This is a genomic window from Streptomyces sp. NPDC002057 (assembly GCF_040296665.1).
Lineage (GTDB): Bacteria > Actinomycetota > Actinomycetes > Streptomycetales > Streptomycetaceae > Streptomyces.
Genome location: NZ_JBEOXR010000042.1, coordinates 1 through 21,764, shown reverse-complemented (window position 1 = coordinate 21,764; position 21,764 = coordinate 1). Strand labels below are relative to the sequence as shown.

Genomic DNA, 21,764 nt, shown 5'->3' with positions numbered 1-21,764 from the left:
CCGCAGCCGCCGTCAGTCGGCGGCCCCGGTCCTGGTCCCGGCCTTGGTCCCGGCGGTCATGAGGTCGACGACCGGGGACGGGGCCGGAGTGCGGTCACCGCCGGGCCGGTCGGCTGTGCGGCGGAGGGGACCGACGTGTTCGATGTGGCCGACGTAGCCGTCGGGGCGGACGAGGACGACGGTGTCCTCCGTGATGCCGTACGCCGTGAGCAGGGCCGCTTCGCGCGGCGTACGAGGGGTGCTGGACGCCTGCACGGTGTGGCGGCGCAACGGGGCGCCGCCGGGCGGCCAGGGAAGGCGTTCGACGGCGGCCGCGGCGCCCGCTCCGAACGCGAGGGCGGTGAAGTGCGGGCCGCGGTACAGGTCGAAGAGGCGCCTCGCCGTGCCGGTGGCCTCGGGCAGGGCGGCGTCGGGGGCGCGGTCGCCGCAGCGCAGGGTCGCGGTGCGGGGCCCGTCGGCGGGGGCGAGCGGTCCGCCGAAGTAGGAGATGCCGAGCTGGTGCTCCTCCGGGCCCCGGGTGAGGCCGCCGGGGCGGGCGCGGCGCAGCCCTTCGTAGAGTTCGGTGGAGCGGCCCAGGACCTGGGCGGCGACGGGGCGGCGCTCCCGTTCGTAACTGTCCAGGAGCGCGTCGTCCGCGCCCGCGAGGACCTGCTGGAGCTTCCAGCCGAGGTTGTGGGCGTCCTGGACCCCGGTGTTGAGGCCCTGCGCTCCGGCGGGCGTGTGGACGTGGGCCGCGTCGCCGCAGAGCAGGAGACGGCCGTTGCGGTAGCGCTCGGCGAGGCGGATGTTGGGCCGGAAGACCGAGGACCAGCTGATGTCGCGCAGGGTGAGGGAGCGGCCGGCGCGTCGGCGGAGGAGGGTGGCGAGGGCGGTCTCGCCGAGGTCGACGGGGTCGCCGGGCCGGATCCTGATCATGATCTGGAAGCGGTCGCCGTCGCCGGGCAGGGGGCATGCCGCGACGCCGCGGCCCCGCGGGCGGGGCCAGATGTGCCAGTGGTCGCGGGAGAGGCCGTCGACGGCGGCGTCCACCAGGATCATCCGGTCGGACGCGTCGGTGGAACCCTCGAAGGCGATGCCCGCGGCCTTGCGGACGGTGCTGGAGCCGCCGTCCGCGCCGACGACGTACCGGCTCCTCAGCAGTCGGCCGTCGGCCAGGCGTACCGTGCAGACCTCGTCGTCCTGGGTGATCTCCACGGCGCGGGCGCCGAAGTCGACGCGCGCCCCGAGGCGTTCGACGGCCTCGTGGAGGAGGGCGGTGGTGGCGTACTGCGGGAGCAGGAGGAGGTCGGGGTAGGGGGTGCCGACCCCGTCGGGGGCGGTGGCGTGCATCCGCCAGGCCTTGGTGAAGGGGCCGAGGTGAAGGCCCATCGGAGGGTAGGCGCCGCCTGCCGCGCGGGCGGCGTCGACCAGGCCCAGGTCGTCGAGGACTTCGAGGGTGCGGGGCTGGATGCCCTTGGCGCGTGAGCCCTCGAACCGCTTCTCGTCCCGCTCCACCAGGCGTACCGCGATGCCTCGCCTGGCCAGGTCGAGCGTCAGGACGAGTCCTGCGGGGCCCGCGCCGACGACCGTGACGTCGGCGTCGACGCCGACCGCCGCCGGAGGCACAGACACGGGCAGGGACGCGGGCATCGGCGTGGGTGTCGGTGTGGGCGTGTCGTTCGATTCCGGCATGTCTGAGGCTCCTCGCCGTCCCCCGGGTGCCCGCACGGAGGCGGCACACCTCGAACCATGTTTCGGATACAGCGTATCCGAAACATGGTTCCGGTGTGAGCGGGACGACTCGGCCGCCCCGGCGGGGAGGGCTCAGCCGTGGGGAAGGATGACCGCCCGGCCGTTGACACGCCCTTCGTGCAGGCGCTCGTAGGCCTTCGGTGCCTCGTCCAGTCCGTACGTCTCCACGTGGACGTCGACGGCGCCGGAGCGGGCCAGGTCGAGCACCTCGATCAGCTCGGTCCGGGTGCCCCAGTACGGCGAGGCGACCGAGACCTCGTACGGCAGGGATCCGAAGCCGACCGGCAGGGCGCCGCCGCCGAGGCCGACGATGGTGACGTCGCCCTCGACCGCGGCCATCGCACCGGCAGCCGTCACGGTCGGCTGGACGCCCACGAAGTCGAGGACGACCTCGGCGCCGCGACCGCCGGTCAGTTCACGGACCGTGGCGGCCGCCGACGCGTCGGACAGGGCCGTCTCGTGCGCGCCGACGGCACGCGCGAGGGCGAGCTTCTCCTCCGTGACGTCCAGGGCGACGACCCGGGCCGCGGTCATGGCGCGCAGGAGCTGGATGGCGACGTGGCCGAGCCCGCCCGTCCCGATGACGACGGCGGTGCTCCCGGGCACGAGCTTGGGGAGGGACCGCTTGACCGCGTGGTACGGGGTGAGCCCGGCGTCCGTGAGCGGTACGGCCTGGACGGGGTCGAGGCCGCCGAGCGGGACGAGGTGGCGGGGGCTGTCGACGATCATGTACTCGGCGATGGCGCCGGGGGCTCCGAGTCCGGGCGGCCTGATGCCGAGTTCCGCGGCGCGCAGGCAGTAGTTCTCCTTGCCCTGGGAACACATGAAGCAGGTGCCGCACCCCCAGGGGCCGTAGACGGCGACGGCGTCACCGACGGCGAAGCCCTCCGCGCCGGGGCCGAGGGCCTCGACGGTGCCGACGCCCTCGTGTCCGAGGGTCAGCGGCAGCGGGAAGGGCAGCTGGTCGGCGGACCAGCTCATGACCGCGATGTCCGAGTGGCAGACGCCGGCGGCCGTGACCTTGAGGAGCACCTGCCCGGGGCCGGGCTCCGGGTCGGGAACGGTGACGACCTCGGGCGGGGCGCCCACCGTGCGGTACTGCAGTGCCTTCATGACGCTTTCCTTTCCGGTTCTTTCGGGCCCCGCGGACCCCTGCGGGCCCCTTCGGGCTCCGTCGCTCTCGGCCGCGCGCCTCAGCGGGCGGCGTAGGCGCCGTCGACGAGGTGGTAGCTGCCGTGCACGAAGGACGCCCGCTCGGAGAGCAGGAACGCGACGAGCTCGGCGACCTCCTCCGCGCGCCCCAGCCGGCCCGCGGGGTGGAGCGCGACCAGCGCCTCGTACGCCTCCTGCCCGAGGCCCGCGAGGAGGGGCGTGTCGATGTAGCCGGGGCCGACGGCGTTGATACGCACCCCCTGGGCGGCGTATTCGAGTGCCGCCGTCTTGGTGAGACCGACGACGCCGTGCTTGGCGGCGACGTAGGCGGCGCTGCCGGCGGAGCCGTTGGTCCCGAGGATGGAGGCCATGTTCACGACGGAGCCGCCGCCGGAGGCGAGGATCGCGGGGAGCTCGTGGCGCAGCGAGTGGAAGACGCCGTCCAGGTTGGTGGCGACGACGCGCCGCCACTCCTCGGCCGGGGTCTCGGCGAGCGGGACGCGGGCGCCGGCGACGCCGGCGTTGTTGACCGCCAGGTGCAGGCCGCCGAAGGCGGCGACGGTGGCCTCGACGCCCGCGCCCACGGAGGCGTCGTCGGTGACGTCCATCCGTACGGCGAGGGCCTGGGCGCCGTGCTCGGTGAGCTCGGCGACGGCGGCGGCGGCGCGTTCGGCGTCGTGGTCGGCGACGGCCACGGCGGCACCGGCGACGGCGAGGCGGCGGGCGACGGCGAGTCCTATGCCGGAGGCGCCGCCGGTGACGAGCGCGATCCTGCCGGCGAACTCCTGCGTGTGGTCGGTGGTACGGGAGAGGGTCATGGTGGTTCCTTGCGGGGGTGTACGGGGGGAAGGCGGGTTCAGGGGGCGTGACGGGACCGGCCGGTCTACGGCGGCTCTGTCGGTCGCTGTTCTTTCGGTCGCGGTTCCGTCGGTCGCGTCTCCGGTGGGGGTTCCGTCGGCGGCGGTTCCGTCGCCAGCAGGGCGAAGGCCTCCTCCACCAGGGCGGGCAGCGCCTCCCTCGGTCCGCCGAGCACCCAGGCACGGGTGGCGGCCAGGAGGGTGGCGGCGCCGGAGCCGACGGCGACGGCGGGCCGCAGGTCGTGTTCCGGGTCGGTGCCGATCCGGGCGGCGACCAGCCGGACCGAGGCCGCCTCGCCCTCCAGGAGGACCCTCCGCAGCACGGCGCGCAGGGGAGCTTCGTCCTCGGCGAGGCGGAGGACCTCCCGGACGCCGTCGCGGCGGTGCCAGGCCGGGGTGACCGGGTCGGCGAGCCAGCTGCGGAGGGCGGCCCGGTAGGCGGTGAGGGGGGTCTCGCTCGCGGGGCGGGCGGCCAGGGCCGCGTTGATCCGGGCGCAGTCGGCGCGGATGCCGTCGAGGACGGCCTCCTCCTTGGAGGTGAAGTAGCGGCTGAAGGTGCGCCGGGAGACGCCCACAGCGTCGGTGACGTCCTCGACGGAGACCCCGGCCGGCCCGCGCTCGAGGACGAGCCTCAGCGCGGCCTCGCCGAGCGCCTCACGGGTCCGCGCCCCCTTCGGGCCGCGCCGTGGGATTCGGTCCTCTCGCTCCGCACTCATATCTGCACCGTACACCTATTAATGTCCCAGTGGGACATTCCAGCGGAATCCAGGTGTCACACCGAACAGCGTCGTATCTGACGACTTGTCGCCAATGGCACTCGATAGCCGCATGAACAGGGCGGGGTGGGGCAGATCGTTCGGGGGCCGACGGGGCCCGCATGAGAGGAGAGTGCCGTGCTGACCGACCTCTTCGAGAGGCTGCGGAGACGCGGCCGCTCCGGCAGGGACACGGGGGCGTCCTCCCGGGCGCCCGCGCGGACCCCCGGGACCCTCGTGCTCGACGCCGACTTCTCCTCCGTCGCGCAGTGGGTCGCGGGCCGCTCCTGGGCGTATCCCGGCGGCGGGCCCACCAATCCGGGCGACAACAAACTCGACCACCTCGTGGAGGACCCCTCGTACAGCCGGAGCGGGGTCTTCCGGGCGACCCGCCGGCGCGACGGCAACTGGAACGCGGGGCTGCTCACCACGGAGGGCAGCGCGGAGGCCTTCCTGGTGCGGGCCGACGACGTCCTGGAGGCGCGGGTGCGGCTGCCGGTGCAGACGGGCGCCTGGCCGGCGATCTGGACCTGGCTCGACGGCGGGCAGGAGATCGACGTCTTCGAGTACCACCCCGACAACCCCGACCTCCTGGAGCTGTCGAACCGGATCCGGGGGCGCCACCTCTACTACCGGAACGCGGCGATCCGGCCGGGGGCGTGGGTCGACCTGCGGGTCGAGTTCGGCGCCCGCAACGTGGTGTGGTGGGTGAACGGCGCCCGGGTCTTCGACGACCGCCGCGGGGTGGGGCGCTCCTGGCGTGCCCACCTCATCGTGAACCTGTCCGTCTGCGCCGGCCGCTACCACCCGGCGCCCGAGCCCGGGGTGTCGGAGATGTCGTACGAGGTGGCGCAGTTGCGCGTATACCGGGACTGACTCCACCACGCGGGGGCGGCGACACGGCTCGTGACGGCTCGTGACCCGCCCGTCTCCCGGCGACGCGCGCGCGAGAGTCGGGGGATGCGGGCCACGGGGCAACGGGTGTTGCGTAGGCTCGAACGGAGCGTCCCGCGCACCCGCAGCGCGCCGCCCGTACGACGAGGAGGACCCCCATGGACACCGCCGACGAGGGACGGCAGCAGCTCGACGCGGCCAGCGTGCTCAACGCGAAGAGCACGCTCCTGCAGCTTCTCGCCCGCGCGGGGGTCTACACCGGCGACGCGGAGGAGCTGATCGGGCTCGTCGAGGCCGGGGCCCTCGCCCTCGCGCACACGGAGATCAGCGGTCTTGGCCGGAGCGCTCCGGCGGAGCAGGGGGAGCCGTACGCGTCCGGCTGGTCCGACGGCGCCCTGGCGGTCACCGAGGAGCTCGGCGCCCTCGCCGAACGGGCGCTGGTCCACGCCGTCACCTCCGGCCCGTCGGCCTCCGCACCCGACGAGCGTTCCCCCGTCGGCAGGGCGGAGATGGAGCGGGCCAAGGTGGCGGTCACCCCGCTCTACCTGTCGTTCGCCGACGTCTCCGATCTCGATCCCGAGGTCACCGAGCAGGTGCTGGGCGCCGTGCTCCGCACCATGAACCCCCGGCAGCGGGCCGGGTACCCGGGACGTCTGTCCGCGTTCGCCTCGGCCCACCAGGGGCACTTCGAGCGGCTCTACGCGGAGTACGGCCCCGGCAGCGCGATCGCGATCCACGGCCGCTACTCCCTCGTCCACTCCCCCACCAGCGTCGCCGTGCTCGAACGCCTCGCCGCCACCCCGGCGGAGCTGCGCGAGGAGTGGGACGCGGCCGAGCTCCCGCCCGCGTGGCTGGACGGCCTGACGACCGCCTGGGGCTCCCCGGCCTGACCACCCGGGCCCTCCCGCCCGGCCTCGGCCCGGGGCCCCCCGCCCCGGGCCGTCGACCGGGCGTCAACTCTTTCCTCCTGATGACCAGTTGCGAACGCCCGCCCCACGGGCGCGCGGGGAAGTGGCGATTCCACCCCCACCGATACTTAGGTTAGGCTAAGTTAAGTTTCGGTGTGCCGATTGGGGGTGTCACCCCCGGCCGTGCGCCCCACGTCCCCATGCATCAGGAGAGACGGAAGAACATGACCTCACGGGTCGCGGTGGCCGGCGCCAGTGGCTATGCCGGCGGGGAGATCCTCCGCCTGCTCGCCTCCCATCCCGAAGTCGAGATCGGCGTCCTGAGCGCACACAGCAGCGCCGGACGCACCCTCGGCCAGGTGCAGCCCCAGCTCACCTCCCTCGCCGACCGGGTGCTGACGGAGACCTCGGCGGCGGAGCTCGACGGGCACGACGTCGTGTTCCTCGCCCTGCCGCACGGGCAGTCCGGGGCGCTCGCCGCACGGCTGGGCGGCGACACGCTGGTCGTGGACTGCGGGGCGGACTTCCGATTGCGCGACCCGGACGAGTGGAAACGTTTCTACGGCACCGAGCACGCCGGGACGTGGCCCTACGGCCTGCCCGAGATGCCCGGCGCCCGGGACGAGTTGAAGGGCACCACCCGGATCGCCGTGCCGGGGTGCTACCCGACCGCGATCACCCTGGCGCTCTACCCCGCGCACACCGCCCGCCTGGTCGAACCCGAGGTCGTGATCGTGGCGGCCAGCGGGACCTCGGGGGCCGGACGGGCGGCCAAGCCCCATCTGCTCGGCTCCGAGGTGATGGGGTCCATGACCCCGTACGGCGTCGGGGGCGGCCACCGGCACACCCCCGAGCTGACGCAGAACCTGTCCCTGGTGGCGGGCGAGCCGGTGACGGTGTCCTTCACGCCCACCCTCGCCCCGATGCCCCGCGGCATCCTCGCCACCTGCTCCGCCCGCCTCCGCCCGCACGTGGCCGCCGACGGCGCCCTCGCCGAGGTGCGCGAGGTGTTCGAGGCCGCCTACGCCGACGAACCGTTCGTCCGCCTGCTACCGCAGGGCCAGTGGCCGTCCACGGCCTCGGTGCTCGGATCCAACACGGTGCAGGTGCAGGTGGCCGTGGACCCGGCAGCCCGCCGCCTCGTCTGCGTGAGCGCGATCGACAACCTGACGAAGGGCACCGCCGGTGGCGCGGTGCAGAGCATGAACGTCGCCCTCGGCCTGTCCGAAGGGCTCGGCCTGCCCATGAATGGAGTGGCTCCGTGACCGTGACCGCCGCCCGAGGATTCCTCGCCAGCGGGGTTGCCGCCGGCATCAAGACATCCGGCGATCCCGATCTCGCCCTGGTGGTGAACCAGGGCCCCGCGTTGGCCGCCGCGGGAGTCTTCACCTCCAACCGGGTCCAGGCCGCACCGGTCCACTGGACGCGCGCCGCCCTCGCCGACGGCCGGGTCTCCGCCGTCGTCCTGAACTCCGGCGGGGCCAACGCCTGTACGGGCCCCTCGGGCGCCCACGACGCGCGGACGATGGCCGAGCGGACCGCCCTGGCGATCGGGGCGACCCCCGACGACGTGGCCGTCTGCTCCACCGGGCTCATCGGCGTACCCCTGCCCATGGAGCGGGTCACCGCCGGAATCGCGCTCGCGGCGGAACGGCTCGCCTCCGACGGGGGCGAGGACGCGGCCGTGGCGATCAAGACCACCGACTCCGTGCACAAGACCTCCGTCGTGACCCGCGACGGCTGGACCGTCGGCGGCATGGCGAAGGGCGCGGGGATGCTCGCCCCCGGTCTCGCCACCATGCTCGTGGTCCTCACCACCGACGCCGTCGTCGCGGAACCGCGCCTCGACTCCGCGCTCCGCGCCGCCGTCCGCACCACCTTCGACCGGGTGGACTCCGACGGGTGCATGTCCACCAACGACACCGTCCTGCTCCTCTCCTCGGGCGCCTCCGGCGTGACTCCGGCGGACGAGGACTTCACCGGGGCCGTGCACGCCGTCTGTCTCGACCTCGCCCGGCAGCTGATATCGGACGCCGAGGGCGCGTCGAAGGAGATCGAGGTGGCGGTGGTCGGCGCCGCGTCCGAGGAGGACGCCGTGACCGTCGGCCGCTCGGTGGCGAGGAACAACCTCCTCAAGTGCGCCCTGCACGGCGAGGACCCCAACTGGGGCCGGGTGCTCTCGGCGATCGGCACCACCGACGCCGTCTTCGACCCCGACCGCCTGGACGTGGCCGTCAACGGCGTCTGGGTCTGCCGGGACGGCGCCGCGGGGGAGCCCAGGGAGAAGGTCGACCTGTCGGGCCGCCGGATCACGGTCACCGTGGACCTGCGCGCCGGGGAGGCGTCGGCCGAGATCTGGACCAACGACCTGACGGCCGCGTACGTGCACGAGAACAGCGCCTACAGCTCATGACCGGAGGGGGAACGGGAATGCGGATGCTCGACGGGCAGCGCGCTGTCGATGCCGTGGACGTCGTGGAGACCGCGCACGCCGTGGGAGCGGTGGGAGCGATGGAGACCGTGGCAGCGGTGGTGGCGGAGGAACTGCCGTCCAGGGACGTGCCCTGGTCGGAGGAGCTCCAGGGCCGGACCGTCGTCCTCAAGTGCGGGGGCAGCACCCTGATCGACCCCGCCCTCCGGCGGTCGTTCGCCCAGGACGTCGTCGAACTGTGGCAGGCGGGGCTGCACCCGGTCGTGGTGCACGGCGGCGGCCCCCAGATCAGCTCGATGCTCGACCGGCTCGCCCTGGAGGTCCGCTTCGAGGCCGGCATGCGGGTGACCACGCCGGAGGCCATGGACGTCGTCCGCATGGTGCTGACCGGACAGGTGCAGCGGGACCTCGTCGGCGCCATCAACGCCCACGGCCCCTTCGCCGTCGGCATGTCGGGCGAGGACGCCCACACGCTGACGGCCGTGCGCCGCCCGGCGTGGGTGGACGGCCGGCCGGTCGACATCGGTCTCGTCGGAGACATCGTGAGCGTGGCCCCGGACACCGTGCGGAACCTCCTCGCCGGGGGCCGCATCCCGGTCGTCTCCCCCGTCGCGCGCGGGGCGGACGGCGAGATCTACAACGTCAACGCCGACCTCGCGGCCTCGGCCCTGGCCGTCGCCCTCGGCGCCGACCGGCTCGTGATGCTCACGGACGTCCCCGGGCTCTACGCGGACTGGCCCCGCAGCACCGAGGTCATCCCCCGGCTCACCGCGGAGGAACTGGACGCGCTGCTCCCCGGACTCGCGGGCGGCATGCTGCCGAAGATGGAGGGCTGCCTCCGGGCGGTCCGGTCGGGGGTCGGACGGGTCCACGTCCTCGACGGGCGCACCCCGCACGCCGTCCTGCGGGGCGTCCTCACCGAGGAGAGCCCCGGCACCACGGTCCTGCCCGACAGCGCGCCCGATGACGCACCCCACGACGAGGAGACGCCCGCATGACCGCCCCGGCCACCGTCCCCGGGACGGCCACCGCTCCGGCGTCCCCGCTGACGGACCGCTGGCGCGCCGTCATGATGGACACCTACGGCACTCCCCCGCTGGCCCTGGTCGAAGGTGAGGGCTGCACGGTCCGGGACGAATCCGGGCGCGCGTACACGGACTTCACCGGCGGGATCGCCGTCAACACCCTCGGGCACGGGCACCCGGCCGTGGTCGCGGCCGTCACCGACCAGATCGCGCGGCTCGGCCACGTCTCGAACCTGTTCGTCGCGGGGCCGCCGGTCGCCCTGGCGGAACGGCTCCTCGCGCTCTTCGGCCGGCCGGGCCGGGTGTTCTTCTCCAACTCCGGGGCGGAGGCGGCCGAGGCGGCCTTCAAGGCGGCCCGCAGGACCGGGCGCCCCCATGTCGTCGCCATGGAGGGCGGCTTCCACGGCCGCACGATGGGCGCCCTGGCGCTCACCGGGCAGCCGGCGAAGCGCGAGCCGTTCCTGCCGCTGCCCGGGGAGGTGACGCACGTGCCCTTCGGGGACGTGGAAGCGCTCCGCGCGGCCGTCTCGGAGGACACCGCGGCGGTCTTCGTCGAGCCGGTGCAGGGCGAGGCGGGCGTCATCCCCGCGCCCGAGGGCTATCTGCGGGCAGCCCGCGAGATCACCCGGGCGGCGGGGAGCCTCCTCGTCCTCGACGAGGTGCAGACCGGGATCGGCCGCACCGGGCACTGGTTCGCGCACCAGGCCGAGGCGGGGGTGGACCCGGACGTGGTGACCCTGGCCAAGGGGCTGGGGGGCGGCCTGCCGATCGGGGCCACGGTGGCGTTCGGCGCCGCGGCCGAGCTGCTCGGTCCCGGCCAGCACGGGTCCACGTTCGGCGGCAATCCGGTGGCCTGCGCCGCGGGTTCCGCCGTCCTGGAGACCATCGCGTCGGAGGGCCTCCTCGGTCACACCGTACGGATGGGTGAGCTGCTGCGGTCCGGTGTGGAGGCGTTGAAGCACCCGCTGGTGGCGGAGGTGCGGGGCGCGGGGCTGCTGCTCGGTGTGGTGCTGACGGAGCCGGTCGCCGCCCTGGTCCAGGCGGCGGCGCAGGAGGCCGGGTTCCTCGTCAACGCCGCCGGTCCCGTGACCGTACGGCTGGCTCCGGCGCTCACCGTCTCCGAGCGGCAGGTCGGGGAGCTGGTGGAGGCGCTGCCCGCGGTCCTGGACGCCGTGCTCGACCGGGCCGCCGTGCGCCGCCCGTAGCGCACGGACGGTGGTGCCGGCGCCGGTGCCGGTGCCGGTGCCGGAAGGAAGGAAGGGTGTCAGGCGGACGCCCGCGCGACGAGGGCCGCGAGCGCGTCCGCCAGCCTCTCCAGTCCGGGCCCCGCGGGGCCGCCCGGTTCGTCCATGTAGAGGTCGCGCCGAATCTCGACCATCAGCGCGCTGACCTCCGGGGTCTTCCCGTAGTGCCGCAGGGGCACGTACGTGCCCGCGAACGGGCTGTCCAGCTCCGTGCCGCCGAAGCCGGCGAAGGCCTCGCGCGCCGCGTCGAGCAGCGGCGCGGGGGTGTGGAACGGGTCCGTGCCCAGGCAGATCGGCGGGCGGGACCCGTCGCCGTGGAGTTCGTACGGCAGGGCCTTCGTCGGGTACGAGTGGACGTCGATGATCACCGCGCGCCCGACCGCCGCGAGGCGCTCGGCGACGGCGTCCGTCACGGCCCGCGCGTAGGGCCGGAAGTAGCGGTCGATCAGCGGCTGTCCGTCGAAACCGTCCGGGCGCAGCTCCTCGCGGTGGGTGGTGCGGGTGTAGACCGCGCCCATGCCCACCGCCAGCATCTCCTCGCGCTCGTCGGGGAACCGCTCCGGGTCGACCACCAGACGCGAGAGCCCGTTGACGAACCGCCAGGGCGTGAGCGGGGCGGCCGCGGCCGCCGCGGCGGCCACCTCCGCCGTGTGGGCGTCGGTGATGTGGTCCAACTCCCGCGCCAGGGCCGCTTCGTCGAGCGTGATCCCGCTGCGCACGTCCGGGGGCACGACGCGGGAGGAGTGGGGGACGTGGAGGATCACCGGGGAGTCGGGCGCGCCCGGGTGGAGCCGGAACGCCGGGGCTGCGGAGGACAGGGAGGAAGGAGGGGTGGGAGGGCCGTCGTTCATCTGGTTCCTCGCTGTGCGTCGCGTTCCGGTGAGGTGACCCGGACATGGTCGTGGCAGCCCAGGGTAGGGGGACGGTACACGTCCCGAGGAGGACCCATGTCCGGACTGATAGCCCGTATCAAGCAGTTCACCCGCAGCCCGCAGGGGCAGCGGACGATCGCGTCGGCCCGGCGGGCCGCCGCCGACCCGCGCAAGCGCGACCAGGCCCGCAGGCTGCTCGGACGGCTGCGGGGACGCCGGTAACGGCCTCGGGAGGTCAGGTGCCGGTGGGAACCGCGCGAGCACCGGGCCCGCCGGCGCCCGCGACGGACAGGTCGCGTCGGCTCACGCCGGGCCCGCCGTCTCCCCCGTCCCCGGCGTCCGGATCGCGCAGGCCGCCGCGTACCCGGGGAACGCCGGGACGTCGGTCAGGGACCAGCCGGGGAGCACGCCGGGCGCCGGACCCGCGCCCACGTACGTACGGGACGGGTCCTCGCCCAGGCCGATGCCGACGCCCTTGAGGTACGCCTCCTTCCGGGCCCAGCAACGGCCGAACGCCGTCGGCCGGTCATGTGCCGGCAGGGCCGCCAACTCCGCCCGCTCGTGCGGGTGGAGCGCGGCGGCCACCTCCCCGGCGGCCTCGGGCGAGGGCTCCGTCTCGACGTCGACGCCGATCGGGGTGTCCGCGAAGCCCAGCAGGGCGGCGTCACCGGAGTGCGAGAGGGAGAAGTGGAGCGGGGTCCCCTCCACCGCGGGTCGGCCGTGGCCGTCGCCGCAGCCCGGGCACGGTTCGCGGACGAGGCGGACGGCCGCGGGATCCCGGTCCAGGTACGCGCCGAGCAACTCCCTCAGCGCCACGTGCGCGGCCCGGTACCGCTCGCGGTCGGCGGGGCGGACGAAGCTCCGGCACCGGCTCGACTCCTCGGGGTCGAGGACCCGTTGGCGTGCGGCGGCCCGTTCCGTGTAGGCGCCGACCCGCACGATCCAGAGGCGGGGGCCCGAGCCGCGCCGCCAGGGAGCGGGCAGCGGGTCCGTGCCCAGCTCCGCCGGCGCGGAGGTCGCTATCCGCACGCTCGTCCCGGGTACTCGTCGCTCTCCGGTACGCCGGCCTCGCGCATCCGGCGCAGGACCTCGTCCAGGGACGCGTCGTCGACGTGCACCGGGAGGTTCAGCTCCCGGTCGAAGACCATGGTGTCGGTGTCCGGGTGCCAGATCACCCACCGGGGCGGCGAGGCGGGCGCGTCCCACAGGGGCGCGAAGCGTTCCAGGTGCCGCCCGGCCGGCTCCGCCCCGCTCACCGGTTCTCCTTCTCGGTGCGCCCGTCGACGTACGTCGCCACGACCTCGATGTCCCCGATGCGTGAGGTGTCGACGCGGCGGGGGTCGTCGCCGAGCACCACGAGGTCGGCGCGCTTGCCCGGCGCGAGGCTTCCGGCACTGTCGTCCCAGTGGCAGGCGTACGCGCCGGCGGCGGTGTAGGCGTGCAGGGCCTCGTCGACGGTGATGCCCTCGTCCGGTCCGATCAGCCGGCCGGAGGTGGAGGCGCGCTCGACCATGAACTGGATGGCGCGGAGCGGCGAGCCGTCCGTGACCGGCCGGTCGGAGCTGCCGACGAGGGTGACGCCGTGGTCGAGGAATCCCCGGCCCCGGTACATCCAGGGCGCCCGCACCTCCCCCATGACGTTCGCGTAGTCGTCGCCGAAGTAGCGGAGGAAGTTGGGCTGGACGACGGCGCTGACGCCGAGCCGGGCGAAGCGCGGCAGCTGGTCCGGGCGGATCAGGCCGGCGTGTTCCACCCGGTGCCGGGCGTCCGGGCGGGGCCTGCGTCCCTGGGCCCGCTCCAGGGCGTCGAGGGCGAGGTCGGCGGCGCGGTCCCCGATGGCGTGGACGGCGAGCTGCCAGCCGGCGAGGTGGCCGTCGACGATGAGCTCCGCGATCCGCTCGGGGTCGTCCTGGAACTGTCCGGTGGTGGACATGCCCTCGTACGGGGCGGTGAGGGCCGCCGTACGGGCCATCATGCCGCCGTCGGTGTAGATCTTGAGGGCGCCGAGGGAGAGCCAGTCGTCGCCGAAGCCGGTGCGCAGGCCGAGGTCGAGGGCGCGCGGGATGCCGTCGTCGCGGTGCGCGGCGAGCGGGCGCAGGGTGTCGCCGGCGGCCATGAGCTGGACGCGGAGGGGCAGTCGGCCCTGGTCCCTGAGGAGTTGGTAGGCGCCGAGTTCGACGGGGCTGTGCCCGAGGAGGCCGCCGCCGATGCCCGCTTCGGCGGCGGCGGTGATCCCCTCGGCGAGGCAGGCGCGGCCGGCGCGTTCGATCGCGTCGGCGAGTTCCTCCTGGGAGTACGGGAGCCGGAGCCGCCGTACGGCGGTCATGGCGCTCTCCGCGAGGAAGCCGTCCTCGTGCGGGACCTCGGCCGGAAGGAGGTCGAGGACGGCGCTGTTGACGACGCAGGCGTGGCCCGAGTCGTGCATGAGGAAGATCTTGCGGCCCTGGCCGACCCGGTCGAGTTCGGTGGCGGTGAGGTGGCGTCCCAGGGCCCGCTGGTCGTAGCCGGCGATGTCGACCCAGGCGCCGGGCGCCTTGCGGGAGACGGCTTCGGCGACGACGGCGAGCACGTCCTCGACGCGCTCGCACGGGGCGATGCTCGGGGTGGTCGCCTTCAGTCCCGCCCACGCGAGGTGGACGTGGCTGTCGATGAAGCCGGGCAGCACCGTGGCGCCCTGGAGGTCGACGACCTCGCGGGCGGGCAGCGAGGTCACGGCCGCGTCCAGACCCACGATCCGGCCCCGCCAGATGCCGAGGTCGTGGGCGACCGGGTGGTCCGGGTCCATGGTGAGAACGCGCGCGTTCGTCAGCCTCGTACAGAGCATGGGCAGTCCGTTCCCGGTCGCGGTCGTCAGGAGGTCTTGGCCATCACGGTGTCCGCCGGGGCCGGCCCGTTCCCGGTCGCCGTCCCGTCGAGGCCGGCGTCGGTCGGGTCCGTCCCCTCGGCCCGGGCGTACCCCCGGGGTGCGGCGGGCACCATGAGCGGCGTGCCGGTCTCGGGGTCGGGGATGATCCGGCAGGGCAGGCCGAAGACGTCCTCGACCAGTTCGGCGGTCATGACCGTCGACGGGTCGCCCTCGGCCGCGATGATGCCGCCCGGGCGCATCACGATGAGGTGGGTGGCGTACCGGCAGGCCTGGTTGAGGTCGTGCAGGACGGCCACGATCGTGTGGCCCCGGCGGGCGTGGAGTTCGGCGCAGAGGTCGAGGACCTCGACCTGGTGGGCGATGTCGAGGAAGGTGGTCGGCTCGTCGAGGAGCAGGATCGAGGTCTGCTGGGCCAGGACCATGGAGAGCCAGACGCGCTGGCGCTGGCCGCCGGAGAGGTCGTCGACGGGCCGGTCGGCGAGTTCGAGGACGCCGGTCTGGCGCATGGCCTCGACCACGGCCGCCTCGTCGTCGGCGGACCACTGCTTCAGCAGCCCCTGGTGGGGGTAGCGGCCCCGGGCCACCAGGTCGCCCACGGTGATGCCGCCGGGCGCGGTGGAGGACTGCGGGAGCAGGCCGAGCCGGCGGGCGACCTCCCGGGAGCGGTACGAGGCGATGGCGGCGCCGTCGAGGAAGACCTGTCCGGTGCGCGGCTTGAGCATCCGGGCGAGGGCGGTGAGCAGGGTGGACTTGCCGCAGGCGTTCGGCCCGATGATCACCGTGAAGGAGCGGTCGGGGATCTCGACGTCGAGGTCGCTCGCCACCGTCCGCTGGTCGTAGGAGAGGGTCAGGTTCTCGGCGCGCAGGCGGGGGGCCGGAGGGTTCGTTGCAGTCATGCGCGGCTCTTTCGCGACTCGGTGACCAGTAGCCAGATGAGGTAGAGGCCGCCGACGCAGCCGGTCGCCGTGCCGACCGGGAGGAGCGCGGGGGCGAAGATCCGTTGCACGGCGAGGTCGCTCAGGGCGAGCATGACGGCGCCCATGAGGGCGGAGGGCAGCAGGGCGGGGCCGGAGGAGCCGGTGATCCTGCGGGCCACCTGGGGCGCGGCCAGGGCGACGAACCAGATGGGTCCGGTCACCGCGGTGGCGAACGCGGCCAGGGCGACGCTGATCACGAGCAGCGCGGTGCGGGTGCGCGACACGTTGACGCCGAGGGCCATGGCGGTGGTGTCGCCCATCTCGACCATGGAGAGGCGGCGGGAGAGGAAGAAGGCGAGGGGCAGCAGCACGGCGACGGCGATGCCGATGGCCTGGGCGTGCGTCCAGAGCCGGTTGCCCAGGCTGCCGATCAGCCAGGACTGCGCCTCCAGGGCTTCCTGGAAGGTGGCGCGGGTGATCAGGTACGAGTTGACGGCGAGGAGCAGGGCGCTGACGCCGATGCCGACGACGACGAGGCGGAAGCCCTGGATGCCCCGGCCGATCATGAGGAGGTGGACGGCGAGGGCCGTGGCGAGTCCGCCGACCAGGGCGCCGAGCGCGATCTGCGTCATGCTGCCGTGCAGCATGACGATGACGACGAGCGCGCCGACGGCGGAGCCGTTGGTGAAGCCGATGATGTCGGGGCTGCCCAGGGGGTTGCCCGTGATGCTCTGCAGGATGGCGCCGCTCACGGCGAGGGCCGCGCCGACGCACAGCGCGGTCACGAGTCGTGGCATGCGCAGGGTGTTGACGACGAAGTCGGCGATCCCGTTCCCGTTTCCGGTGAGCGCCTGGACGACCTCGCCGACGGAGAGGTCGAAGTCGCCGGTGGTGAGGGTGATGCCGGCGACGACGAGGAGCGCGACGAGGAGGCCCGCGGTGGCGGCGAGGGTCCGGCCCCGGACCCGCAGGGAGACGCCTCCGCGGCGGGTACGGAGGACCCGGCCGGTGATGACGCGGGGCAGGGCCGGGGCGGTCGCGGGCCCGGACGCCTCTCCGGGCACCTTGCGGGGCGCCGGTTCGGGCGCGGAGGCCTTCGCCTCCCGTACGGCAGTCACAGCATGACCAGCTTTCGGCGACGGCACAGGGCGATGAAGAGGGGGGCGCCGATGAACGCGGTGACGATGCCGACCTGGAGCTCGCCGGGGGCGCCGAGCACCCGGCCGAGGACGTCCGAGCCCAGGAGCAGGACGGGGGCGATCAGCATCGAGTAGGCGAACACCCACCGCTGGTCGGAGCCGACCACGAAGCGCGCGATGTGCGGTACGGCGAGGCCCACGAAGCCGATCGGTCCGGCGGCGGCGGTGGCGGCCCCGCACAGGAGCATCACGGCGACGGCGCCCAGGGCGCGGGTCCGGCCGACGTTCACGCCGAGGGCCCGGCCCATCTGGTCGCCCATGGCCAGGGCGTTGAGCGAGGGGGCGAGGACGAGGGCGACGACGAGGCCGGTGGCGACGAACGGCAGGGCCATCAGGACGATGTCGTAGTAGCGGCCCGCGAGGGAGCCCACGGTCCAGAAGCGGAACTGGTCGAAGGCACTCGGGTTGAGCAGCAGGATCGCCCAGTTGAAGGCGTACAGCACGGCGGTCACGGCGGCTCCGGCGACGACCAGCCGCTCGGGCGAGGCGAGTTTCCGTCCGGAGGAGCCGAGCAGGTAGACGCCGACGGACGCGGCGGCGGCGCCCACGAGGGCGAACCACACGTAGCCGAGGGGTGCGGCGACTCCGAAGAAGGCGATGGCGACGACCACACCGGCGGAGGCCCCGAGGTTGACGCCGAGCATGCCGGGGTCGGCGAGCGGGTTGCGCGTGAGGGCCTGCATCAGGGCGCCGGCCAGACCGAGCGCCATGCCGACGAGGATGCCGAGGAGGGTCCGGGGGATGCGGTAGTCGTGGATGATGACCGACGTCTCCGACCCGTCGGGGTTCCACAGGGCGTGCCAGGTGGCGGTGAAGGGGATGCCCCGGGTGCCCACCCATACGCTGAGGAGTCCGACGAGGACGAGGGCGGCGAGGCCGAGGACGAGACCGAGTCCCCGGAACGCGGCGCCGGTGCGGCCCGAGCGCGCCGCCGCGGGATCGGTGCCCTTCTCCGCGGGGTGCTCCTGGGGCTGCTGTCCCGACACCACCCGGGATTCGACGGACAACGACAACTCCCCCTGGCGGCGGTTCAGATGTACGGCGAGAACCTGGCGGTGCGCAGACCGACGGATCACGACTTAGGTGAGGCTAACCGAACCGTGTCCCGAGGTCAACGCGCCGGACAGGACCCGCCCGGCGCCCCGGCCGGAGGCTTCTCCACAACTCCCCACGACCCACACCGACCCGCTCCGAACTCAGAGTAGGCTTACCTAACCAATCATCTTCTCATCTACCTCCGTGAAGGAGTCTCATGCCAACGGGCGGACCGACGGGGGGACTTGTCCTCCGCCAGGCGATCAGAGGGCAACGCCGCCGAGTGATCACGGCATCTCTGCTCGGGATGACCCACCAGGGCTGTGAGGCCCTGGTGCCGGTGGTGATCGGAGCCACCATCGACACGGCGGTGGCCACCGGCTCCTCCGAGGCGCTGCTGCGCCTCCTCATCGTCCTCGCCGTGCTGTTCCTGGTCCTGTCGACCTGCTACCGCACCAGCGCCCGGATCACCGAGGGCAGCGGCGAACTCGCCGCGCACCGGCTCCGGCTCGACCTGGCCGCGCGGGTGCTCGACCCCCGGGGCGGCGCCGACGCGAACCGCCTCCCCGGCGCGCTGACCAGCATCGCCACCAACGACGCCCGCCGCGTGGGCTCGGTGGCCACCGCCATCGCGTACGGGGTGTCGGCGGTCGCCGCCCTCGTGATCAGCGCCGTCGCCCTCCTCAGGATCTCCGTCCCGCTCGGACTCCTCGTCCTCCTCGGCATCCCGCCGCTGCTCTGGCTCGGACACCGCATCAGCCGTCCGCTCGAACAGCGCAGCGAGGCCGAGCAGGAGCGGGCCGCCCACGCCTCGGGCGTCGCCGCCGACCTCGTCTCCGGACTCCGTGTCCTCAAGGGCATGGGCGCCGAGTCGGCGGCCGTGGCCCGCTACCGCACCACGAGCCAGGACTCGCTCTCCGCCGCCCTGCGCGCCGCGCGCAGCCGGGCCGGACACGAGGGCGCCGTCCTCGCGCTGACCGGCGTCTTCATCGCCGTCATCGGTGTGGTGGGCGCCTACCTCGCCATGGACGGCAGCATCAGCGTCGGCGACCTGGTGGCCGCCGTCGGTCTCGCGCAGTTCCTCCTGGGCCCGTTCCAGCTGCTCGCCTACGTCAACGCCGAACTCGCCCAGGGCCGCGCGTCGGCCAAGCGGATCGCCGAGGTGCTCGCCTCCCCCGTCACCGTCGAGGCCGGGGACCAGGCGCCCGCCGCCGGCACCGCGGGACACGTCACCCTGCGCGGGGTGACGCTCGGCACGCTCCGGGGCGTCGACCTCGAACTCCCGGCCGGCAGCCTCACCGGCATCGTCGCCCGGGACGCGGCCGCCGCCAACGACCTCCTCGTCTGCCTGGCCCGTGAGGCCGACCCCGCCGAGGGCGCGATCGAGCTCGACGGCACCCCGCTGACCTCGCTCGACCCCGACGCGCTGCGCAAGGCGGTCCTCGTCGCCCACCACGACGCGGACCTCTTCGAGAGCACACTGCTCGACAACGTCCGGGCCGGTGCCGGCGACGACACCGCGTCGGTCGAGCGCGCCCTCAGGGCCTCCGCCGCCGACGACGTCGCCAAGCTCCTCCCGGACGGCGGGGACACCCTCCTCGCCGAGCGCGGCCGGTCCCTCTCCGGCGGTCAGCGCCAGCGCGTCGCCCTGGCCCGCGCGCTCGCCGCCGACCGGCCCGTCCTCGTGCTGCACGACCCGACCACCGCGGTGGACACCGTCACCGAGTCCCACATCGCCGCGCGGCTGCGCGAGGTCCGCCGGGACCGCACCACGATCCTGGTCACCACCAGCCCGGCGCTCCTCGCGGTGACCGACCGCGTGGTGGTCCTGGAGGACGGCGCCGTCCAGGCGACCGGCCACCACACCGAACTCCTCGCGGCCGACGCGACCTACCGTGCGGCGGTGCTCGCATGACGCTCGCCGACGAGAGGGCCGACCGCCGGGCACCGGAGGACGAAGGACGCACGAGAGAGACGGAACAGACCATGAGCGGAACCAGCCCGGACCGCGTGCTGCTGCCGACCGCCACCGCCGCCGAGTCCGTCGCGGCGCTCCGCACCATGCTGCACGGCCACCGGGCCCTCGCCGCGGTGTCGATCGCCGTCCTCGTCGCCGGAACCGCCATCGGGCTGCTCACCGCTCCCCTGCTCGGACACATCGTCGACCTCGTGGTGGACAAGCGCGGCGCGGCCGCCCTCACCCTCCCCCTGGTCCTGCTCGTCGTCGTGGCCGTGGCACGCGGCGCGGCCGCGGCCGTCGGCAGCACCCTGGTGGCCCGGCTCGGCGAGACGGTCCTCGCCGCGCTGCGCGAGCAGTTCATCGAGCGGGCGCTGCGGCTGCCGCTCGAACGCGTCGAGGCCGCCGGTTCGGGCGACCTCGTCTCCCGGGTCACCAGCGACGTGTCGATGATCGGCAAGTCGGTCCGGCAGGCCCTGCCCGAGTTCAGCCGCTCGGCCCTGACGATCCTGCTCACCTTCGTCGGACTCGCCGTGCTCGACTGGCGCTTCCTGATCGCGGCGCTCCTCGCCTCCCCGGTCCAGGTGCTCTCGGTGCGCTGGTACATGCGCCGCGCCGCGCCCGTGTACGGCGAGCACCGCATCGCCACCGGTGCGCTGCAGCACCAGCTGCTCGACAGCGTCGGCGGTGTCCGGACCGTACGGGCGTTCCGCCTCAACGGCACCCACGCCGACCTGCTGGAGCAGCGGTCCGCGGCCGCCCGCGACCTGGGCCTGCGGGGCATCCACATCGTCACCGGCTTCTTCTCGCGTCTCAACCTCGCCGAGTTCATCGGGCTCGCCGCGATGCTCGCGACCGGATTCGTCCTCGTGGACAACGGCTCCGTCAGCATCGGTACGGCCACGGCCGCCGCGCTGTACTTCCACAGCCTCTTCAACCCGATCAACGCGACCCTGTTCCTCCTGGACGACGCGCAGTCGGCGGGGGCGAGCTTCGCCCGCCTCGTCGGCGTGTCGAACCTCCCGGCGGAGCGGGCCGAGAGCGAGGCGCACTCCCTCGCCGACGGCACGGTCGAGGTGTCCGGACTCAGCCACGCGTACGGCTCCGGGGCCCCGGTCCTCCACGAGGTCGACCTGCGGGTCCGCGGCGGGGAGCGGGTGGCCCTGGTGGGCGCGAGCGGCGCCGGGAAGACCACCCTGGCCAAGCTCATCGCCGGCGTGCACAGCCCGACCGGGGGCTCGATCGCCCTCGGTGGGGTCGACGTCGGCACGCTGGGCCCGGCCGGGGTCCGCCGCGCCGTGGCGCTCATCAGCCAGGAGGTGCACGTCTTCGCCGGCACCCTCGCCGACGACCTGCGCCTCGCCCGGCCCGACGCCGACGACGAGGCGCTGCACGCGGCGCTCGACCGCGTCGGCGCCCTGGAGTGGGCGAAGGCACTTCCCGAGGGCCTGGCCACGGTCGTCGGCGAGGGCGGGCACCGGCTGACGGTGACGCAGGCGCAGCACCTCGCGCTGGCCCGGCTGGTCCTGGCGGACCCGCCCATCGCGATCCTCGACGAGGCCACCGCCGACGCGGGCAGCGCCGGCGCGCGCGTCCTGGAGGAGGCGGCCGCGCGGGCGCTCGAAGGCCGCACGGGGCTGCTCGTCGCGCACCGGCTGCCGCAGGCCGCGGCCGCCGACCGGGTGGTCGTCCTCGACCAGGGCCGCGTCGTGGAGACCGGCACCCACGAGGAGCTGGTGGCGGCGGGCGGCCGGTACGCCGACCTGTGGGCCGCCTGGTCCGCCAGCCGTGAGGAGCCCGGGGAGAAGGTCCCGCACCCGGCCGCGGACCCGGACACCCAGGTCTCACCGGTCGTCTGAGTTCCGCGTCGCGGCCTTTCGGCCACGCGGGAGGGGGCGGTACGACGAAGGTCGTACCGCCC

Annotated in this window: 20 protein-coding genes; 9 read left to right on the top strand and 11 right to left on the bottom strand. The window is 74.3% G+C overall.

What is annotated here, in order from left to right:
* Positions 1-12 precede the first annotated feature (12 nt).
* The 4 genes from ABT129_RS27145 to ABT129_RS27130 all read right to left on the bottom strand — a co-directional run bounded on the left by ABT129_RS27145 (position 13) and on the right by ABT129_RS27130 (position 4,456).
* Positions 13-1,671, bottom strand: a complete 1,659-nt coding sequence (locus ABT129_RS27145) for an FAD-dependent monooxygenase (RefSeq protein WP_351906823.1) — start codon at positions 1,669-1,671, stop codon at positions 13-15.
* A 132-nt stretch (positions 1,672-1,803) separates the two neighbouring features.
* Entirely contained in the window at positions 1,804-2,844 is a 1,041-nt protein-coding gene (locus tag ABT129_RS27140) for an NAD(P)-dependent alcohol dehydrogenase (RefSeq protein ID WP_351906822.1), read from the bottom strand.
* 80 nt (positions 2,845-2,924) lie between these two features.
* Complete coding sequence (locus ABT129_RS27135; protein ID WP_351906821.1) at positions 2,925-3,701, bottom strand: SDR family NAD(P)-dependent oxidoreductase; 777 nt, start codon at positions 3,699-3,701, stop codon at positions 2,925-2,927.
* Between the two features lie 65 nt (positions 3,702-3,766).
* Complete coding sequence (locus ABT129_RS27130) at positions 3,767-4,456, bottom strand: TetR/AcrR family transcriptional regulator (protein ID WP_351906820.1); 690 nt, start codon at positions 4,454-4,456, stop codon at positions 3,767-3,769.
* Between the two features lie 177 nt (positions 4,457-4,633).
* Between ABT129_RS27130 and ABT129_RS27125 the strand changes: the two genes are divergently transcribed.
* The 6 genes from ABT129_RS27125 (at position 4,634) to ABT129_RS27100 (ending at position 10,958) form a co-directional block, all read left to right on the top strand.
* Positions 4,634-5,371 carry a beta-glucanase gene (locus ABT129_RS27125; RefSeq protein ID WP_502981924.1) on the top strand — a complete coding sequence of 246 codons (738 nt, stop codon included), beginning with the start codon at positions 4,634-4,636 and terminating at the stop codon, positions 5,369-5,371.
* Positions 5,372-5,547: 176 nt separating this feature from the next.
* Positions 5,548-6,279, top strand: a complete 732-nt coding sequence (locus ABT129_RS27120) for a hypothetical protein (protein WP_351906818.1) — start codon at positions 5,548-5,550, stop codon at positions 6,277-6,279.
* A 242-nt stretch (positions 6,280-6,521) separates the two neighbouring features.
* Entirely contained in the window at positions 6,522-7,562 is a 1,041-nt protein-coding gene (gene argC / locus ABT129_RS27115; RefSeq protein WP_351906816.1) for an N-acetyl-gamma-glutamyl-phosphate reductase, read from the top strand.
* The gene (argJ, locus tag ABT129_RS27110; protein WP_351906814.1) at positions 7,559-8,710 is read left to right on the top strand and encodes a bifunctional glutamate N-acetyltransferase/amino-acid acetyltransferase ArgJ; all 1,152 of its coding nucleotides are present in this window, start codon (positions 7,559-7,561) and stop codon (positions 8,708-8,710) included. The genes argC and argJ overlap by 4 nt, the downstream gene beginning before the upstream one ends.
* A 98-nt stretch (positions 8,711-8,808) precedes the next feature.
* The gene (argB, locus tag ABT129_RS27105) at positions 8,809-9,726 is read left to right on the top strand and encodes an acetylglutamate kinase (RefSeq protein ID WP_351906911.1); all 918 of its coding nucleotides are present in this window, start codon (positions 8,809-8,811) and stop codon (positions 9,724-9,726) included.
* Positions 9,723-10,958 (top strand): acetylornithine transaminase, encoded by a 1,236-nt coding sequence (locus tag ABT129_RS27100; protein ID WP_351906812.1) that lies wholly within the window; start codon positions 9,723-9,725, stop codon positions 10,956-10,958. The genes argB and ABT129_RS27100 overlap by 4 nt, the downstream gene beginning before the upstream one ends.
* 59 nt (positions 10,959-11,017) lie before the next feature.
* Here the strand turns inward: ABT129_RS27100 and ABT129_RS27095 are convergent, their stop codons facing one another.
* Entirely contained in the window at positions 11,018-11,848 is an 831-nt protein-coding gene (locus ABT129_RS27095; RefSeq protein WP_351906810.1) for an N-formylglutamate amidohydrolase, read from the bottom strand.
* A 96-nt stretch (positions 11,849-11,944) separates the two neighbouring features.
* Between ABT129_RS27095 and ABT129_RS27090 the strand changes: the two genes are divergently transcribed.
* A complete protein-coding gene (locus ABT129_RS27090; protein ID WP_351906808.1) occupies positions 11,945-12,091 on the top strand; it encodes a hypothetical protein in 147 nt (48 codons plus the stop codon).
* Between the two features lie 81 nt (positions 12,092-12,172).
* Here the strand turns inward: ABT129_RS27090 and ABT129_RS27085 are convergent, their stop codons facing one another.
* Genes ABT129_RS27085 through ABT129_RS27060 form a run of 6 tightly spaced genes read right to left on the bottom strand, consistent with a single transcriptional unit; the run spans position 12,173 to position 17,864 of the window.
* On the bottom strand, positions 12,173-12,898 hold the full coding sequence (locus tag ABT129_RS27085; RefSeq protein WP_351906806.1) for a 4'-phosphopantetheinyl transferase family protein: 726 nt from the start codon (positions 12,896-12,898) through the stop codon (positions 12,173-12,175).
* Positions 12,889-13,125 (bottom strand): hypothetical protein, encoded by a 237-nt coding sequence (locus ABT129_RS27080; protein ID WP_351906804.1) that lies wholly within the window; start codon positions 13,123-13,125, stop codon positions 12,889-12,891. The genes ABT129_RS27085 and ABT129_RS27080 overlap by 10 nt, the downstream gene beginning before the upstream one ends.
* Positions 13,122-14,693, bottom strand: a complete 1,572-nt coding sequence (locus ABT129_RS27075) for an amidohydrolase (protein ID WP_351906802.1) — start codon at positions 14,691-14,693, stop codon at positions 13,122-13,124. Before ABT129_RS27075 ends, ABT129_RS27080 begins: the two co-directional genes overlap by 4 nt.
* Positions 14,694-14,719: 26 nt before the next feature.
* Positions 14,720-15,631, bottom strand: coding sequence for an ABC transporter ATP-binding protein (locus tag ABT129_RS27070; protein WP_351906800.1), 912 nt, complete (start codon positions 15,629-15,631; stop codon positions 14,720-14,722).
* Complete coding sequence (locus ABT129_RS27065; protein ID WP_351906798.1) at positions 15,628-16,770, bottom strand: FecCD family ABC transporter permease; 1,143 nt, start codon at positions 16,768-16,770, stop codon at positions 15,628-15,630. Before ABT129_RS27065 ends, ABT129_RS27070 begins: the two co-directional genes overlap by 4 nt.
* Complete coding sequence (locus tag ABT129_RS27060) at positions 16,767-17,864, bottom strand: FecCD family ABC transporter permease (protein WP_351906909.1); 1,098 nt, start codon at positions 17,862-17,864, stop codon at positions 16,767-16,769. The genes ABT129_RS27065 and ABT129_RS27060 overlap by 4 nt, the downstream gene beginning before the upstream one ends.
* Before the next feature lie 239 nt (positions 17,865-18,103).
* On the opposite strand from ABT129_RS27060, the gene ABT129_RS27055 reads away from it, so the two are divergent.
* Together ABT129_RS27055 and ABT129_RS27050 are read left to right on the top strand one after the other, a co-directional pair.
* A complete protein-coding gene (locus ABT129_RS27055; RefSeq protein ID WP_351906797.1) occupies positions 18,104-19,801 on the top strand; it encodes an ABC transporter ATP-binding protein in 1,698 nt (565 codons plus the stop codon).
* Positions 19,802-19,872: 71 nt separating this feature from the next.
* Entirely contained in the window at positions 19,873-21,702 is a 1,830-nt protein-coding gene (locus ABT129_RS27050; RefSeq protein ID WP_351906795.1) for an ABC transporter ATP-binding protein, read from the top strand.
* Positions 21,703-21,764: the final 62 nt, after the last annotated feature.

Excerpts from the sequence above, each read along its gene's own strand:
- ABT129_RS27075 (WP_351906802.1), bottom strand. The coding sequence starts at position 14,693 with ATGCTCTGTACGAGGCTGACGAACGCGCGCGTTCTCACCATGGACCCG.
- ABT129_RS27135 (WP_351906821.1), bottom strand. The coding sequence starts at position 3,701 with ATGACCCTCTCCCGTACCACCGACCACACGCAGGAGTTCGCCGGCAGG.
- ABT129_RS27145 (WP_351906823.1), bottom strand. The coding sequence starts at position 1,671 with ATGCCGGAATCGAACGACACGCCCACACCGACACCCACGCCGATGCCC.
- ABT129_RS27100 (WP_351906812.1), top strand. The coding sequence starts at position 9,723 with ATGACCGCCCCGGCCACCGTCCCCGGGACGGCCACCGCTCCGGCGTCC.
- ABT129_RS27095 (WP_351906810.1), bottom strand. The coding sequence starts at position 11,848 with ATGAACGACGGCCCTCCCACCCCTCCTTCCTCCCTGTCCTCCGCAGCC.
- ABT129_RS27090 (WP_351906808.1), top strand. The coding sequence starts at position 11,945 with ATGTCCGGACTGATAGCCCGTATCAAGCAGTTCACCCGCAGCCCGCAG.
- ABT129_RS27120 (WP_351906818.1), top strand. The coding sequence starts at position 5,548 with ATGGACACCGCCGACGAGGGACGGCAGCAGCTCGACGCGGCCAGCGTG.
- ABT129_RS27070 (WP_351906800.1), bottom strand. The coding sequence starts at position 15,631 with ATGACTGCAACGAACCCTCCGGCCCCCCGCCTGCGCGCCGAGAACCTG.
- ABT129_RS27140 (WP_351906822.1), bottom strand. The coding sequence starts at position 2,844 with ATGAAGGCACTGCAGTACCGCACGGTGGGCGCCCCGCCCGAGGTCGTC.
- argB (WP_351906911.1), top strand. The coding sequence starts at position 8,809 with ATGGAGACCGTGGCAGCGGTGGTGGCGGAGGAACTGCCGTCCAGGGAC.
- argC (WP_351906816.1), top strand. The coding sequence starts at position 6,522 with ATGACCTCACGGGTCGCGGTGGCCGGCGCCAGTGGCTATGCCGGCGGG.
- ABT129_RS27055 (WP_351906797.1), top strand. The coding sequence starts at position 18,104 with ATGCCAACGGGCGGACCGACGGGGGGACTTGTCCTCCGCCAGGCGATC.
- ABT129_RS27130 (WP_351906820.1), bottom strand. The coding sequence starts at position 4,456 with ATGAGTGCGGAGCGAGAGGACCGAATCCCACGGCGCGGCCCGAAGGGG.
- ABT129_RS27050 (WP_351906795.1), top strand. The coding sequence starts at position 19,873 with ATGAGCGGAACCAGCCCGGACCGCGTGCTGCTGCCGACCGCCACCGCC.